This is a genomic window from Alteromonas sp. ABV2_168 (assembly GCF_056161165.1).
In genome coordinates this window covers 392,678-409,268 of record NZ_JBSWYQ010000001.1, presented here as the reverse complement: position 1 = coordinate 409,268, position 16,591 = coordinate 392,678, and the positions used below count along the sequence as shown (strand labels likewise).

15 protein-coding genes are annotated in these 16,591 nt (G+C 48.4%); 5 read left to right on the top strand and 10 right to left on the bottom strand.

Translation table 11 applies throughout. The annotated features are described in order from the left end of the window. Window positions 1-2: 2 nt before the first annotated feature. From ACXAH4_RS01845 to ACXAH4_RS01830, 4 genes are all read right to left on the bottom strand, one after another. Window positions 3-1,334 (bottom strand): hypothetical protein, encoded by a 1,332-nt coding sequence (locus ACXAH4_RS01845; RefSeq protein ID WP_474880465.1) that lies wholly within the window; start codon window positions 1,332-1,334, stop codon window positions 3-5. 1 nt (window position 1,335) lies between these two features. Then, window positions 1,336-2,154: an outer membrane lipoprotein-sorting protein gene (locus ACXAH4_RS01840; RefSeq protein WP_474880464.1), complete on the bottom strand. Its 819-nt coding sequence runs from the start codon at window positions 2,152-2,154 to the stop codon at window positions 1,336-1,338. Between the two features lie 15 nt (window positions 2,155-2,169). Continuing rightward, complete coding sequence (locus tag ACXAH4_RS01835) at window positions 2,170-4,704, bottom strand: efflux RND transporter permease subunit (RefSeq protein WP_474880462.1); 2,535 nt, start codon at window positions 4,702-4,704, stop codon at window positions 2,170-2,172. A 260-nt stretch (window positions 4,705-4,964) separates the two neighbouring features. After that, window positions 4,965-6,281, bottom strand: coding sequence for a methyl-accepting chemotaxis protein (locus ACXAH4_RS01830; protein WP_474880460.1), 1,317 nt, complete (start codon window positions 6,279-6,281; stop codon window positions 4,965-4,967). 219 nt (window positions 6,282-6,500) lie between these two features. Here ACXAH4_RS01830 and ACXAH4_RS01825 point away from each other — a divergent pair, with 219 nt between their 5' ends. Then, a complete protein-coding gene (locus ACXAH4_RS01825) occupies window positions 6,501-7,604 on the top strand; it encodes a Gfo/Idh/MocA family protein (RefSeq protein WP_474841761.1) in 1,104 nt (367 codons plus the stop codon). Here the strand turns inward: ACXAH4_RS01825 and ACXAH4_RS01820 are convergent. Beyond that, the gene (locus ACXAH4_RS01820) at window positions 7,601-7,864 is read right to left on the bottom strand and encodes a DUF7218 family protein (protein ID WP_119502918.1); all 264 of its coding nucleotides are present in this window, start codon (window positions 7,862-7,864) and stop codon (window positions 7,601-7,603) included. The genes ACXAH4_RS01825 and ACXAH4_RS01820 overlap by 4 nt on opposite strands. Before the next feature lie 211 nt (window positions 7,865-8,075). Between ACXAH4_RS01820 and ACXAH4_RS01815 the strand changes: the two genes are divergently transcribed. Further along, complete coding sequence (locus ACXAH4_RS01815) at window positions 8,076-8,807, top strand: MauE/DoxX family redox-associated membrane protein (RefSeq protein WP_474841765.1); 732 nt, start codon at window positions 8,076-8,078, stop codon at window positions 8,805-8,807. On the opposite strand, the gene ACXAH4_RS01810 is transcribed toward ACXAH4_RS01815, so the two are convergent. After that, window positions 8,799-9,926: a hypothetical protein gene (locus tag ACXAH4_RS01810; RefSeq protein WP_474880458.1), complete on the bottom strand. Its 1,128-nt coding sequence runs from the start codon at window positions 9,924-9,926 to the stop codon at window positions 8,799-8,801. The genes ACXAH4_RS01815 and ACXAH4_RS01810 overlap by 9 nt on opposite strands. Before the next feature lie 301 nt (window positions 9,927-10,227). Here ACXAH4_RS01810 and ACXAH4_RS01805 point away from each other — a divergent pair, with 301 nt between their 5' ends. Both ACXAH4_RS01805 and ACXAH4_RS01800 read left to right on the top strand, forming a co-directional pair. Next, window positions 10,228-10,788: a BON domain-containing protein gene (locus ACXAH4_RS01805; RefSeq protein WP_303572199.1), complete on the top strand. Its 561-nt coding sequence runs from the start codon at window positions 10,228-10,230 to the stop codon at window positions 10,786-10,788. Between the two features lie 341 nt (window positions 10,789-11,129). Next, the gene (locus tag ACXAH4_RS01800) at window positions 11,130-11,915 is read left to right on the top strand and encodes a siderophore-interacting protein (RefSeq protein WP_474841769.1); all 786 of its coding nucleotides are present in this window, start codon (window positions 11,130-11,132) and stop codon (window positions 11,913-11,915) included. Window positions 11,916-11,927: 12 nt separating this feature from the next. Here ACXAH4_RS01800 and ACXAH4_RS01795 read toward each other — a convergent pair whose 3' ends face one another. The 4 genes from ACXAH4_RS01795 to ACXAH4_RS01780 all read right to left on the bottom strand — a co-directional run bounded on the left by ACXAH4_RS01795 (window position 11,928) and on the right by ACXAH4_RS01780 (window position 13,920). Next, complete coding sequence (locus ACXAH4_RS01795; RefSeq protein WP_119502924.1) at window positions 11,928-12,356, bottom strand: hypothetical protein; 429 nt, start codon at window positions 12,354-12,356, stop codon at window positions 11,928-11,930. Between the two features lie 107 nt (window positions 12,357-12,463). Beyond that, window positions 12,464-12,913: a hypothetical protein gene (locus tag ACXAH4_RS01790; RefSeq protein ID WP_474841772.1), complete on the bottom strand. Its 450-nt coding sequence runs from the start codon at window positions 12,911-12,913 to the stop codon at window positions 12,464-12,466. Between the two features lie 89 nt (window positions 12,914-13,002). Beyond that, window positions 13,003-13,563 carry a CBS domain-containing protein gene (locus ACXAH4_RS01785; RefSeq protein WP_119502926.1) on the bottom strand — a complete coding sequence of 187 codons (561 nt, stop codon included), beginning with the start codon at window positions 13,561-13,563 and terminating at the stop codon, window positions 13,003-13,005. 57 nt (window positions 13,564-13,620) lie between these two features. Further along, window positions 13,621-13,920: a hypothetical protein gene (locus tag ACXAH4_RS01780; RefSeq protein ID WP_474841775.1), complete on the bottom strand. Its 300-nt coding sequence runs from the start codon at window positions 13,918-13,920 to the stop codon at window positions 13,621-13,623. Window positions 13,921-14,180: 260 nt separating this feature from the next. Between ACXAH4_RS01780 and ACXAH4_RS01775 the strand changes: the two genes are divergently transcribed. Next, on the top strand, window positions 14,181-16,574 hold the full coding sequence (locus tag ACXAH4_RS01775; RefSeq protein WP_474880456.1) for a TonB-dependent receptor: 2,394 nt from the start codon (window positions 14,181-14,183) through the stop codon (window positions 16,572-16,574). Window positions 16,575-16,591 lie beyond the last annotated feature (17 nt).

Sequence of the window (16,591 nt, the reverse complement as noted above, 5' to 3'; positions counted from 1 at the left end):
AATTATTCTCCGAAATAGTAGCGAAATGAGACATAGACGTTAGAGGCATCTTTGAACTGACTGTAAAACGTGTGTAGTTCGTCACCATAAAACAGGTTCAGCCCGCCGCTCAGTTGCCAGGTATCCACCGGTGACCAGGTTGCTTTCAGACGCAGATAGCCATCCCCGTCAGTGGGTGAATAGAAGTTGAAAGCCTGCAACGATAAGGTTTGCCGCCAGGCCTGATAGCGCAATTGGGTAGTTAACACATGACGCCTTTGTGACGGTTCATATTGTGGCCACATCGAATTGGTCATCAGTGCTTCATAATCATGAGTCAGCTCTGTATACCACTGAACACCCCCGGTCAGATTTGCTATCAGCTCCTGCTCATACCCCACCAGAAAGCGGCTTTGATCATTGGGCAAACGGGGATCATTACCCGATGTATCTTCACCATCGTGAAAAGCGTATTCCAGTTTACCCAGCCCAGGTCCGACGGCACGTACTGCACTGAACCCGGTCACTGACAGTTCGCTGTAACGGGGCAGGCCATTCACATCAGCAGATTGCGGCAATTTACTGAAACCTTTGTATCCGTATACCGCAAGTTCAGTACCGGCGAGGGTCCGGTAAAGGCGCAGTGCATATTCCGGTTTATCAGGTGTATTTTCATTACTGACCGACAGTCTGTCTGATGTGTTTCCACCGGTCTGCGGATTAAAGTAAGAAAAAATATCACCGTCGATGCCATTGTCAGGTTCAAACTCAGGCGTTATCACCACATCCACATTCAAAACATTGAAGTAACCACTCACTTTCATGGACAGCGAGGGATACTTCAAATAGTCATCGTCCCGCCCGGCGAAGAAGGACTGGTAATCTTTCGGGAATAAATCATTGAGAAACAAATAGTCGCCGGTTCCCCAGGTAAGGATCTGCTGACCAGCTTTTACGTCGACAGATTTGCCGGCTTCTCCTAAGAATCCTAAGTTACCCTGCCAGTACAATTCCCTGATTTGAGACTGCCACCTATCTTCCGCACCGTTGTACAACGCATCGCCGCGAAAACTGATTTTTGATTCAGAAAACGTGTGCGCTCCCTGCAACTGAATTCTCACATCGGCCAGCGTTGTACTGTCCGGATGGTAAGGATCGCTCTGCAACCGGGTACCGCCGGCAACATCGAGAAAGCCGGACCAGTTGAATGGCGATACTGTTTCATCCCAATCCCCCATGTCTTCCCACAGATCATCCTGACCTCCTTGCTCTTCCGCGAACTGCCGGGCGTAACCCGTTGTGGTCAACCCGGACATCAGGCACAGTGCCACTGCTACGGTAGCTTGCCGGTTCATACTATTTCAGCCACTGAACAGGTGGTGTACGAAGACTCCGTTCACTGAAAATATTATCATCCAGTCCCAGGTCATAACTCACATTTCTGAATTCCATCAGGGTATAACCGCCTGATGCCAGATCCGTTACCTTAGAGCGGGTAACGGTGGGCTTTCCCTGTATTGTCTCCACAGACACAGCTTCAACGCGGCGATAATTTTCATCGTTTTCACGATAAAAATTAATCAACACCGGTAACGTAGTTTGTTTATCAATTTCAACGACGTAATAGCTGAATTCCACAGAATCAGGTGTTTTCGGACTTGCCTTTAAGATATAACGCTCAGTGGTTTCGCTTTGCAGCGTGAAGTGATCTTCACTGACTGCCCGTCCGGATACATCTTCATAGAAGAAATGGGAACCAGTGAAAGAGGTTCGCTTGTCTCCGGCGGAAATCCGCTTGACCAGATCCAGTGCCGGCAGATATAACCACCGGTCATCTTCCTGCTGCAGGCTGGCATGTTTCTCAACACGAAAAACCGTGTCTTTCACATCTGCCGGGCGACTGAAAAACACCATCATTTTCTGATCGCCATTGTCGGCAACATCTTTTCGTAAAATAGTGAACTGACGCATTTGCTTCCGTCCCTGCCCGTCCACAATCATCATTCTGGCGTCTGACCGTCCGTCATCTCCCGCATAATAGGCTGCTTTTTCCGATGCCGTTATTAAGGCGGTGACATCCACAGACTCAGCGGTGGCAAAAGCAGCCGGCAAGGTGAACATAAGAGCGAACGATAACACCCTGACTTTTTTAAAATACTGTTGAGCAATAAACATAAAATCTCTCCGTTATCAGGGGAACACAAAACGACGCAGCAGGCTCATGGCGGAAGGCAGCACCAGTAAAGTGACCAGTGCTGAAATTGCCATAATAGCCGCCAGGAAAATACCTACTGTGATGTAGGGCACGAGTGGTGCAAACAGAAGCGGTGTAAATCCAAGTGCAATTACCAGCGCGTTGCGAGTGATCGCGCTGGCGGGTTCGCCAAACATTGCCTGCAAAGTGATATCAACGTTCCCGGTTTCTTTATAAATTGCGCGGGCACGTTCCAGAAAGTGAATAGCGAAATCAACAGACAAGCCAAGTGTCAGCGCTGATAAAACGGCGATTGGCATATCATAGTCTTTACCAATAAAACCAATCATGCCGTAAATCAATGAAATGGTGATGGTAAGCGGCAGCATGGCAAGCATGCCAAATACCAGAGAGCGGAACAACATCACCATCATAATGAACACCATGACAAACGCACCGGTCAGACTTTCTGTCATGCCTTTTACCATATTGTCCTGCCAGACCACATTCAGATAAGCTTTGCCTGCCCAGTGGTATTCAATACCCTCAGGTAACGGGTTGTCTGCAAACCAGGCTGCAACTTTCTCTTTTACTGCAGTCATTGCCTGGTTATCACCACTGGTGAGTTGCAACCAGAGCAGGGATTGTCTGAAATCAGGGGTCACAAAATGCCAGAGATCACCGGGCCGGTGTGACGACTGATATTGCAACAATGTTTGCGCCACAGCCTGTTCAGATTCAGGCAGAGTGTAGTCTGTGTCTTCACCGCTTCTCAGTTCACGGTTAACCACTTTCACCACATCAGCGAGTGAATTTGATTTACCGGTCAAACCGGTTTGACTCAGGTACCCTTGCAGTTCACTGATTTGATTTAATAAGTCAGGAGACTGAAACGTCTTGCTGGCAGACAGAGCCAGTTCAGTTTTACTCATTGCCCCCTCAAGCCATTCAATGGCCTCATCGTCTTCTGCGGCAAACAACGCATCATCAATAGCAAAGACCAGCGCTTCAAGAGCAGCGGCGCTATCAGAAGAAGCGAGCTTTTTCAGCGTGTCTTCGCGCCAGGTGCTCAATGACACCGGTACAGGAGTACTCAGCAGGGATTCGGCGTCCGGTACCGGACGGTTATCTGTCAAAACCAGGTAAGCATTGTAGGTACCGGCAAACTGTTCGTTCAGTACGCGATCTGCCACACGAATTTCATGATCTTCTTTAAACCAGCGTACCGGATTATCGTTAATCTGAATGTTTGTCATGCCCCAAACAGAAAAAACGAACAAGACACCAAATAAGAAAATCCAACCACGACGCCATGCCATAGCCGCCCTGCCGATATTTGCAGCGAACCGGGCGACTCCGGACTGAGACTGACCATCACCGTGGAGAGCCTGCTGAAGCCCGGCTAACGATGATTCACTCATCCGCGACACGTAAGCCGGTATAAAAATAAGTGTCAGCAGAAACGCCAGCAGAATACCGCTGCCCACAAACGCGCCAAAAATCTGTACCGGCGGAATTGGCGTTAACATCAGCGAGAAGAATCCGGCAGATGAGGTCACAGAGGTATATAGCATCGGCGTAAACAAATGGGACACCACCCGGCTAACGACATCGCCTGCATCCTCGCCGGGCTTATAACGGTCAGAAAACTCCGACAAAATATGAACTGAATCCACCACAGCAATGGGCATGAGAAAAATAGCAATCATTGACGACATGATATGAACAGTAAATCCCATACCAATCATCACGCCCATGGTCACAATGACCGTGACCATAGCAACAATCATTGGCGCAATGATTAGTGGCAAGTTGCGGAAGAAAAGGAAAAGCAGGAAGAAGATTGTGGCGCCGGCCAGCGGCGCAGAAATCCCCATCTGCACAAACATTTCGACACCGAACTGGTCCTCAGCAACAGGTAAGCCGGTGATATACCATGACTGCTCCGACCCCGTTTTATCAATTTCAGTACGGATAGCCGTCGCGATACGGTAACTTTCATTTTTATCTGCGATGGGGACGTAAATCGCCGCAGCCATTCCAGTTTCAGCCACCAGCGTGTCGTAAAGTAACGGCAACCTTTCGATTTGTTCTTTAATTCGCTCAGCACCGGCGGTATCTTCAGGTGCCTTATCCATCAACCATTCAAACCGGATTGTCCCGGGGCCGGCCTGAGTGATGTTATCCACGGTGGATAAGGACATAAGATCTGCATCGATGACCCCGTCAATAGCCAGTATTGCACCGGTAACCTGTTTAATTTCTGCCAGTGTTTTCGGGGTGTAAATACTCTCTTCATTTTGCGGTACTACGCCCACCACGATGGCATCATGCATCGCGAAATCTTGCTTTACCTGATTGTGAAAAGCTCTTTGAGGATGACTGGCAGGCAGCATGTTTTCAGGATCGGTATCGACCTGAAGGTACGGGATCATGGCAGCAGCCGCTAATGTGATCAGCCCGACAAGCGCATAAACCCACAGAGCATGATTGACAGAAAAATTAAGAAAACGTGCTGACAGCTTTTTCACAGGATCACCCAAACAAACATAAGAATTTTATTATATAAATATTTTCTTATATTGCAACTGTTGATTGCGCGGGGAAGTGGCCACTCAGACATGAAAGCTGGCTGAAGGGCGCACCGGACGTCCGGAACAGGTCGGTATAAAACGGGACAAGACAGGAGAATGAGGCAGCGGATTTACAACGCTGCCGGTTATGCAGGGACAAAAAAACGCAGCCGGCTAAAGTGCGGGCTGCGCTCTTAGTAAAACAAACAGATTTGAGATTATTTTGTCAGGTGATTGGCAAACTGACCGACGGCATCCACAACGGCACGGGCACCTTCCTGGATTTCATCAATGACCGCACCGGCCTCTTCTGCGAAAGCCAGTCCTGTTTGTGCACGTTCATCACCTTTATTCACCAGTTCTACGGCATCTGCAGCCAGTGTCTGGTTGTGTTTCACTACGTTCACAATTTCTTCCGTGGCTTCAGACGTACGGGAAGCCAACTGACGCACTTCATCAGCAACAACGGCGAAGCCACGTCCCTGATCACCCGCACGGGCCGCCTCAATAGCAGCGTTCAGTGCCAGCAGATTAGTTTGATCCGCAATAGCACTGATACTGCTGATAATAGTCGCGATTTGCTGGGACTGAGAGTCCAGTGCGTGAATCCCCTCTTTCGCCTTGTCCATTTGCTCTGACAGCGTGGACATTTCTTCCAGCACTTTATTGATTACGTCTTTACCTTTGCGGGCAACTGCATCGGTATTATTAGAGGTGTGATAGGCGATATCAGCGGCATTCGCTACCGCTTGTTCCTGCTGAACCTGAGCGGTTATTTCTGTGGCAAACTTCACCACTTTATACAAACGGCCGTGGGTATCGTGAATGGGGTTATACGTTGCTTCCAGCCACAATGTATTGCCATGAGCATCTACACGATGAAAACGTCCGGCCACGAACTCACCGCGGGCCAGCTTAGCCCAAAACTGTTTGTAACCTTCTGAATTCGCTTCTTCATCAGTACAAAACATACGGTGATGCTTACCTTTAATGTCTTTAAGGCTGTATTTCACCGCCCCGAGGAAAGCGGCATTCGCCTCTAAGATGTGACCGGTTAAGTCAAATTCGATTACCGCCGTGGATTTATGTAATGCCTCGACTAAGTCTTCATGCTCTTTTGACATGGTAATCGTTCTGGTGAGATCGTTCAGGTTAACGGAGAAGTGATGCACTCTGCCGTTATTATCTAAAATGGGCTGCATCACGCCGCGAAGCCAGGCTTCCTCACCATTTTTTCGGGTATACTCAATGGCCCCGCTGTAATGATGATTACTTTCCATCGCCTGATGCAGTTTTTTGTAATAATCTGTACCTTTCGCAATAGACGGAACAAAATCGAGAAAATGTTTACCTTCCACTTCTGACCCGCGGTAGCCTAACTCTTCCTCGAACAGGCGGTTCACTTTTTCAATGCGACCCGCGTGATCCAATCTCACGAAAATCATCTCATCACGAAGACTTTCACGAACCTGTTTAAGCATGTTCAGTTCTTCCCGAAGCGCTTCGTTTTCTTTGACGAGGTGACGATTAAACATAAAATTTATTTCCAGTCGTTAATGAGTTTATGACTGCCGCACGTGTCTTTAATCCCGTGATTAGCAGTAAATATAAATTTACGTGATCTTTATCGGCAGAGTGGTCTAATTTCTTGATTTATAAAATTAACCATTTTTATATGTCAGTTTCAGGACATTGAAAAAGCACTTAATAATAGCTAGGCTAAAAACGGGCAAAAATCAAACAACAGGGCAATCATGTCTACACTCCACCGTCGCCAGTTCGTCAAGCTCGCCAGTTCCGGTTTGCTCATCGCATCAGCAGTGCCGGTTTCCTCTGCGCTTGCTTTACCCCGCCCTTCGAAAGACAAAGTGGGTGTTGCCCTGCTGGGATTGGGTAACTACAGCACCCGTCTGCTTGCCCCGGCGCTGCAGGCCACCCGCCACTGTGAACTACGGGGTATTATTACCGGCAGTCCGGAGAAGATACCAGAGTGGCAGTCAAAGTATGGTATCCCTGATAAGAATACGTATACCTACGGGACAATGAATGACATTGCCAATAACGATGACATCGACGTGATTTATGTGGTCACCCCCACGGGTACGCATAAAGATTTCTCCGTTATGGCTGCCAACACTGGCAAGCATGTGTGGTGTGAAAAGCCTTTTGCTATGGATGAGGCCGAATGTCAGGCTGTGATTGATGCCTGCAGCCGCAACAAAGTGATGCTTTCTATCGGGTATCGCATGCAGCATGAACCGAATACCCGTCATTTTGCGGAGTATCATTTACGACAGCCCTTTGGTGCTTTCACCGGTTTTGAAAGTTATGCGGGCTACGCAGGTTCCGGCCGTGAAGCAAGCAACTGGCGAATGCAGAAAGCTATGGGTGGTGGTGCGCTATACGATATGGGGGTGTATGCCATTAATGGCACCCGATTCATCAGCGGCAAAGAACCTGTAGCGGTGAGCGGGTATCACGAAAAGTCTCATCCTGACATATTCAAAGAAGTGGACGAAACCACCATTTTCACCATGGAATTTGCCGATGGTACCCAAGCTGACTGTGGTGCCAGTGTTGTGCGGGGCTTCAATTATTTCAAAGCAAACTGCAAGGAGGGCTGGTATCAGCTCAAACCTATGCAAAGTTACTCAGGCGTTACGGGTACGGCCAGTAATGGTGAAACCTTACCTCCGATAAGTGCCATGCAACAAACACTGCAAATGGACAATGATGCCAGGGCAATTCTGGGCACCGGCCCCGCATTGGTTACGGCCGGGGATGCATTGCGTGATGTGAAGATCATCAACGCCATATTTGAGTCCGCTGAGACAGGAGAGCAAGTGCTTCTGGACTAATGTTTGCGCAGAGCGTCTATAAGTTCTGCTTTACTCATCCGGGAGCGGCCACTGATTCCAATTTTTTTAGCCTGCCCGTACAGGTCTTTCTTCGTCCGGTCTTCATATTTTTTGCTTGTGCCACCTTTCTCAGACGGATGCAGGCTGTCATTGGCCTGTGCATTAGAAATTCTTGCAGCCTTTTCTTTGCTGAAGCCTTTATCCCTAAGCGCTTCGTACTGTTCGTCGTCTTTAATCTGGCTACCGTGATTTTTTGTCATCAATTTATCCTCAACATATAAGTTTCCGGCACACATACCTCATTTGCATACATCACTCGTTGATACCCGAAGACTTGCTCACTGGTTTAATCCCGGACTGACAAGACCTGTCACGCATCTTTACGGATCAAAATACGGTGATGCTGCGTAGCAGTACTGAATCCCGACCGGATCGCCTTTTGAAAACTGCTCATTGAACAAGGGAGGATACATGGCAAAAGTTGCACAGCTCTATCGCATGGTTACGGACAAGCATATTTGTCCTTTCGGCCTGCGCTCAAAAGATTTACTTGAGCGGGAAGGGTTTCATATTGAAGACCACAAACTGACCTCGCGGGAAGAAACCGATAAATTTAAGCAGAAGCATGATGTAAAAACCACGCCGCAAACCTTCATCGATGGTCAGCGTATTGGCGGCTATGATGATTTGCAGGCATACTTCGGCAAAGGCGACACGCCGCAATCCGGTACAACCTACACACCGGTTCTGGTGATTTTTGCTGTTGCATTATTACTGGCTTTCGCCGTACAGAGCCTGCTGATGACACACTTTTTCAGTGTTCGTACACTTATGCTGTTTATTGCCTTTTCCATGACCTTACTGGCGGTACAGAAGTTACGGGACCTCTTCAGCTTTACTAACTCGTTTATCACCTATGATTTACTGGCGATGAAGCACTTACGCTACGCCTACCTCTACCCCTTTCTGGAAGCTTTCGCCGGCATAGGCATGATTGCGATGTTGCCAGTGTGGCTGATTGCCCCCATTTCACTTTTCATGGGGTCGGTAGGCGCGGTTTCAGTTTATAAAGCCGTTTACGTGGACAAGCGTGAATTGAAATGCGCTTGTGTTGGCGGTGACAGCAACGTGCCCTTAGGCTTTGTATCCTTGTCTGAAAATCTGTTCATGATTTTCGGCGCACTGTTGATGATTTTACTCTGAAGCAGAAGGCGGGCCTGACTCTGTGCGACAAGGTTGATAGGAGGGGTCAGCAGATTTATCAGCGGCCTCTTTTATCAGGGCTGAAATAGCGTCTTCTTCACTGGATTGCTGCAATGCATTAAGCCAGGTATAAAACAGTGCATGGTCATGCATCATCAAATCCAGAGCATCCGCAAGACGCGGATTCTCCGGTGTTGCATCAGCTTCCATTTCTTCTCTGACAGCATCAACCATCGCCATGTTGCCCTGCTTCGTATAAATATCGAGCTCTATATCATGACCAATTAATTTTTCTAACTCTAGTGGCGCTCTTGACACCATATCTTTTGCAGCCGCAATGCATGCACTGGCAACAGCTGGCTCGTCAGCCCTGCTCCCGCACCATGTTTTGAGCAGATTATATTTGTACGTACCGGCGGCCCATTTACCCATCGCATAAATCACTGCACCTTCAAGAGATGCCACCTGCTCAGCTATCACGGAATCCAGCGCCAGGGAGACGAACCGTGCATAATGATTAGAATAGCTTTTGGCCTGCACCATATTTTCAAGGGATGCCAGTACAGCCTCATGATCATTCTGCTTTATATGAAATAACACAAGGTTCAGCCAGGTTTCACCATCATCACGGCCACCCTCTTGTGCCTGACGCACAAGCGTACGGTTACATACTGAGTGGGAACCGTTCATACTGCAAAGTCGCAATGTTTCCCGAAGTGCATCTGTATTACGGGGATATTCAGACAAAAATGATTGCCAGGCATTCATCGCAACCTCACCCTCAGAGCTGGTCATCATGAGTGCAGTCAGGCGTGATTGCTCACTCTCTGAACTGAGGTTTTCTGCATAAAAGGCTTCTATTTTCTTTTCAATCAGCGTGTAGTCGTCGGGACTCAACCGCGTACAGGAAGGAAAACTATCAAATACAGGCTCCGGCTTTTCAGTACTTTCATCTTGTTCAGCAGTGACCGGAGGTTGCGGCTCTTCCGCAGGCGTGTTTATCACTTTTGTTTGTGGAAGCAGGGCAGTGCTATTAGCCGGTTTATCAGGTTTTAAAAAGAAGACAACACCGGCAAGGATGACTAAAGCAAGTGTCAGTATTATTCCGTATTTTTTCACCAACCGGTTCCGTGGCAGCAAACTGTTTAACACAGCTTACTGAATGACAGGAAAGGGATAAAGTAATAACTTGTTTCCCCCTCTAACCATAGTCAGTTATCTAAGTTTGTGTATGAAAATATAGACACACTGGCAGGTAAAATTTTCCCACACGGATTCTCCTCCTTTTTATCACACCGGATTAAACACCATAAAAAAACCTTAAAAACCAGTGCAATAACATCATATTTAGTACAAAAGTATAATCTGGCACGCCACTGGCATTATTGTTTGCAACAGACAACGAACAGGAGAACAGAGTATGAAACGGATAATTCCCGCTTTGACAATGACAGTCATGACTGTGTTCTCAACGTCACTTCTTGCTGAAGGGATTTCAGCCTCGCCAACGCAATCTGCGACGGATGATGCAATTGCAGGCAAGGTAGAAGCGGCACTCTTGTTTAGTGGTCAATTCGATACGATGGATATTCGCACGGATGTGAGCAAGGGACAGGTTATTTTAACCGGCAAAGTTAACAGTGAAGTTAACAGGGAACTCGCACAGGAAGTTGCGGCGTCACTGGATGGCGTAGTATCAGTTGAAAACAAGTTGGATGTTGTAAAGCCTGCATTACTGGAGGGTGACCTTGTCACCTTGCTCCATGGAGTCAGGGATGCGCAAATGGTGTCGTTGATACGCACACAACTTTTGCTGGAATCCGGACTGTCAGGCGACGACATTGATGTCCATGCTTTACGAGGGATTGTAACCCTTACCGGCAAGGTTGAATCGCTCACAGAGCGCGATTTGATCATAGCCATTGCAAAGAACACTGATGACGTTGTTGACGTTAAAAGTGAACTGTCTGTTGACAGTTAATCTCCCCTCCAGGCCTTTCCCGGCCTAACCAAAACCTCTGATTTTCTCCCGCCATTTGGCGGGAGCTTTTTTTGGTATCGGGAATACTACGCAGATATAGTTTTTCATGTCGAATAAAGCAGCAGTCAGTCCTATATTTAAAATCACAAAACAACAGAGTGCTTTCATTGTTTTGTTTCCATGTGTATTCCTAAATGTCTTTTGCCGGAACCTTTGTGTTCCGGCTTTTTTTTCATTCTATTTTATCGGTTATACAGATACCCACCATTCGTAACAATGCGTTGTCTTTAAGAATTGTTCTCATTTAAAATGGTGGTGAATTAATAGAAGAGAAAATAAGTATGGAAAAAAGACAGCCAAGACAACCCGCCTGTCTCACAGTAAAAGACAACATTGCAATTACTCCTCACATGCGCCGTATCACCGTGACCGGCGATGCCCTGAAAGCTTATCCCGATATCGATACAACAGCATACGTTAAGTTACTTTTTGATTTTGATGGTAATCCCTTGTCAGTGCCACCGGCGTCCTTACAAGATGCGCAGCTTCGCACGTATACCATCCGTCAACTGGATCGCAGCAACGGCACTATGGATATCGACATGGCGCTGCATGGTGAAGGCGTGGCAAGCGGCCCGGCTTCACACTGGGCAAAAAGTGCAGCACCCGGTGATCAAATTTGTGTAGGCGGACCGGGCAGCTCCAAAGGTCTGGCAGACAGCTTCGACTGGGTATTATTCGCCGGCGATATGACATCCCTTCCGGCCATTTCTACCTACCTGGAAAAACTGGAGCCGCAAACACAGGGTTATGCCGTCATCAAGGTTACCACCGCAGATGATATCCAACCTCTGGAGAAACCTGCCGGCGTAAACGTAATTTGGGTAACCGGTGCAAACAGTCTTGCAGATGAAGTGGCAGCACTAAGCTGGCTTCCGGGTACACCGGCAGCCTGGGTAGCCTGTGAGTTCTCAGATATGCGGGCACTGCGGCAGTTACTGGCTAAAGAAAGACGTATCCCCCACGACCAGCTATATATCAGCAGTTACTGGCGTGAAGGCCGGTCTGAAGACCAGCATAAGGTGGATAAGCGTAAAGATATGGAAGAATACGAAGCCGGCGCCTAGCCAACCTTCAGGCTAACGATGATACTGTTCTTCCTCTGTATCGTTAGCCGCATGAATATGCCCTTTGATATCCACGAAGGGCATAGCATCCCCTGCACGCATATCCTCAAGATAATCTGTGAGATATAAAATCCCTGCCAGGTTGTGACACACCGTTACCGGTACGGCATTCAAATGAAAGTTGAAGCGGTTCAGCCACTCAGAAATCAACCGGCTGTCGCCATCTGACAACGCAAACAGTAAATGGTACAGGCGTATTAAAGCGACCTGAACTTCACACTCCTGCGACGTTTCCTCAAACCCCACATACAAACTCTGATCCAGAGCCACTTCTGAAATACCCAGTAAATTCGCGGCTTCCAGACGTGTCATGCCCATAGATTCATAAGCCATTACATAGGCTTTCATCACTACTGCCGGTGACGTTCCCATTGCATGCATACCCGACACTCCTCATTTTTCACTGATATTAAACAGTGACCTGCGAGAAACGTTCCAGTTTATGAATTTTTACTGTAAAGGGGGCTTTTAAAAGAAAATAGAGAGGATTACAGCACAGAAGCGGGAAGATGAGCACAGAATACCTGTTCTGATTGCGCAGACGTTGAAAAGCCCGCGTCTTCGAGCCAGGCCTTTGCTTCAGAATACGTTGTGAAAAAATCGTACTCAACGTCAAGGCTGTCATACATTCTGGTGAGCTGCATGCGCGCGGTAACGCTCACTGAGGATTCAGCTGTTACGATAGCCACTTTTTTCAAACCTAAGGGCACAACCGCAGCTATCCGCACACCAAGTACACGCTCAGCATCGGGAATAAGCAGGCTTTCGCCACGCAGTATCACAATATCAGACCATGTGTCTGCTTTTAACAGCTGACGTTCAATCCGGTAAGCTTCACCAAATGCCACCACGCATTCAGCATTCCAGGGCCCGTATGCCTGAGTCAGCATGATATTGCCTGATAATGCTATATCGAACTCACCGTGAACAAACTTCATAATTTTTACTGAGGGTGATGAAAACGGCGGAATTATACCAGAAAACCGGTGGCACAGTAATCTGTGCCAGCCGGTTTATCCGGTCCGTGTCAGGCTGCAATGACGCTGGAAAGCGCCGAGAATGACGGTTGTGCTTGTATATCAAGGGGAAGACGTAACTCTCTGGCAATATCACTCACACTTATAATGCCACGAATCACGTGTTCCTTGCGGTCAATCACCAGACAATGCTGCTGGCCGTTGTCTTTCAGTGTTTCGATAATATCTTCCACTGTCGCCTGCTGGATCTGTTCGTAATCGAATGACTGCAAGGCTGACTTTGGCTGCATAAAGTCCGCCGCGATAAGATCGCTGCGGGACGTGCCCAGGGCAACTTTCTGCATGATACGCTGCTCGGTAAGGTCAGCCAGTGTCACGATACCCGCGAACTGGTCGTTCTTATCCAGCACAATTTTCATTTTCACATGGGACTGTTTCATCAGATGCTCCAGTTCCGTCGCTTTAGCATCGTAATCGATTACCAGCGGAACGTGCTCTTTGAAATCAGTAAAAACAGCACTCGCAGGCGATTGCAGGGTCAATCGGTTTTGCGCTGCTGGCCAGGCGAGTTTATCGACATTTTCGGTTTTGAATAAGGGTAATACGTGCATGATAATTTCCTTTGTTTATTTGATCATGGATGGCCCGCAATAGCGGGAACATAAACATCAGGAAAATACCGGTGGCCCTCTGATACTGTAGGCCTGAATGAGGCCCCGCAAAGGGATCAACCGGATATCTGCATATTCGCTGAACGGCTGTATGACGATGGCGTTACGAACAGCACTTAAAATACCGTTACCACTGTCTGATTCGGCATCGGCGACGGTATTCTTAGTAACTTCAGGCACCTGCCCGTCACTGGCTGACATGACTGCGGCTGATTTTGCGCCCATAGCAACATCACTGCTATCACCCAAAACGGGTAGCAGAGTAAGCAACCATAGTGCAACAGCCCAAAAACGCATCGTGTTCTCCATTGATGTGAGTCAAAAAATTACCGGCCCACACTATAAACATACGATGATTTTCAAAAATTCAAACTACACTTCAGCGCAATAATCGGATACTCATCGCGTTTCGGCAAAACATAACGCCGGTGAATAACCCTGATTTTTAGTCGGGTATTCGCTACCAAAGTACCATTCCGGTTACCACTATAAGTTAATTTTCTGTAAACAGCGTCTACTCTAACCTGTGAGAAAGCACAAAAAACCGGATGCTCACCATGACTGAAAAAACATTTAGAAGAAGCTTTATCGCACTGACCGTAAGCTCAGTTTTGCCACTGACAGCACACGCAACGGTACACTGGGACGAGCAGGAATTAATTGAGGTAACAGGGCAGACCCCGTTATCTGCTTACAACGACGATAACTCACAGGTGAATGCCACCCTGGGGTCAAAAGATATTAATCTTGCCAACGGTGGGTCACTGGCAAGGTTACTGGACAGCGAATTGCTTTCAGTGTCGATTAATGATGTGACGAACAACCCTTTTCAGCCCGATGTGCAATACCGTGGTTTTACCGCTTCGCCTTTACTGGGACTACCTCAGGGTCTGTCGGTGTATCTGAATGGTACCCGCTTTAATGAGCCTTTTGGTGATACGGTAAACTGGGATCTGGTCCCCATGACTGCGCTGGACAGCGTGAGTATTGTGAGCGGTGCTAATCCGCTGTTCGGCCAGAACACACTGGGGGGCGCATTGTCCCTGCGAAGTAAAACCGGCTTCAGCTTTACAGACAACAAACTCACCGTACAGGGCGGTAATTTCGGCCAGAAAGGCGCTACCGTTGAAAGTGGCGGCAATAATGGTGAGTGGGGCTATTACGTCAATGCCAGTTTTTATGAAGAAGATGGCTGGCGGGATTTCTCCCCCAGCGAAGTAAAGCAATTATTTGGTACGCTGAGCCGTCAGACCAAAGACAGCCGTACGCAATTAACATTGTCTCTTGCCGACAACGATCTGATTGGTAACGGAGCGATCCCGGTAGACCTCATTCCTTTTGAGGGCCGCGACGCCATTTACACCCGCCCTGACCAGACAATGACTAACCTGACCTTTGTCAGTCTGAATCACGAATGGGACCTCAGCGATTCCGTTGAGCTTGCCGTTAACGTTTATTACCGTGAAAACGAAATTGAAACCTACAACGGTGATGACAGTGATTATGAAGAGTGTGAAACCGAATTCGGCGAGACGCTCTGCGAGGAAGGTGACGAAGACGACGATGATGATGACGAGGCAGAAGAGGCCGCCGTCGATGACGATGACGACGATGACGATGAAGAAGGTGATACGCCGGTCCAGTTCGTTGGTTATCTGCCGGAAGTGCCTCTGGAAGACATCAGCGATATAGACCCTGATGAACTGGACGGCACAGCCAATACATCTCTCACTCAAAATCGCAGTTACGGTGCCAGTTTTGAGCTGAGTGGCACCAAAGCCGGCGATAACATTCACAACTGGGTATTTGGTGGTGGTTTAGACAGAGCAAACATTGATTTTAACAGCCGCACTGAGTTTGCCATTCTGGCCAACGACACCGCTGAAGATACCCGTGGCGTAACAGGTATCGGTGTTTATGATGCCGGTTCTGAGGTTTTCCTGAGAACTGATGTCACCCACTATCATTTGCTGTTAAGCGATACCATTACCCTGACTGATGAATGGCAAGTGTGGGTTTCTGGCCGCTTCAACCGCTCTGAAATAAAGATGATGGATCAAGTTGAAACCGGCGAAGGCTCACTGAACGGCGACCATACGTTTAACCGGTTTAATCCTTCCGTTGGCGTGCAGTACCACCGGGATGCCCTCACACTAACAGCCAGCTACAGTCAGTCATCACGTACGCCAAGCCCGGCAGAACTGTCCTGCGCGGACGAAGACGATCCCTGTAAACTGCCTAACGGCTTTGTGGCCGATCCACCACTGGAACAGGTTGTCACAGATACTCTGGAGCTGCGCCTGGCATGGGCTGAAGATAACCTGGAACTGGCCGGTGCGGTTTACCACAGCGACTCTGAAGACGATATTATTTTCCAGCAAGCCGGTGACCGCCCTTCCGTGGGTTACTTTGTGAATGTGGACAATACCCGTCGTCAGGGTGCCGAAGTTGCAGGCCGCTATCACTTTGACACGCTTTCTCTGGGCGCCAGCGCGAGCTACCTGAAAGCCACTTTCGAGTCTGAGTTTACTTCTTTCAGTCCGCAGAACCCGCTGGGCGGCAATCGTCAGGTTCAGGCCGGTGACCGTATCCCGGGCCAGCCAGCTTTCCAGACAGGATTTGATGCAGACTGGCAGGCAATGGAAAACCTTACCCTGAGCGCTACCGTTAACTACACCGGCGGACAATACTTCCGCGGCGATGAAGCTAACGAAAACCGTAGGCTTGGAGGATACACGCTGGTTGATGTATCAGCTTCCTGGCAGTTGTCAGAGTCGCTGGAACTGGGCCTCCGCGTAGACAACGTGTTCGACAAAGAGTTTGAAACCTTCGGGACCTATGGCGAAGCCGATGAAGTGCTTGAAGGCATTTATGACGATGTGGAATCCACAGAATTCGTTGGCGTCGGACAGCCCCGTACGTTCTCAGCTTTCGCCAGTTGGGTGTTCTGACCTCACCTGTCACTAAG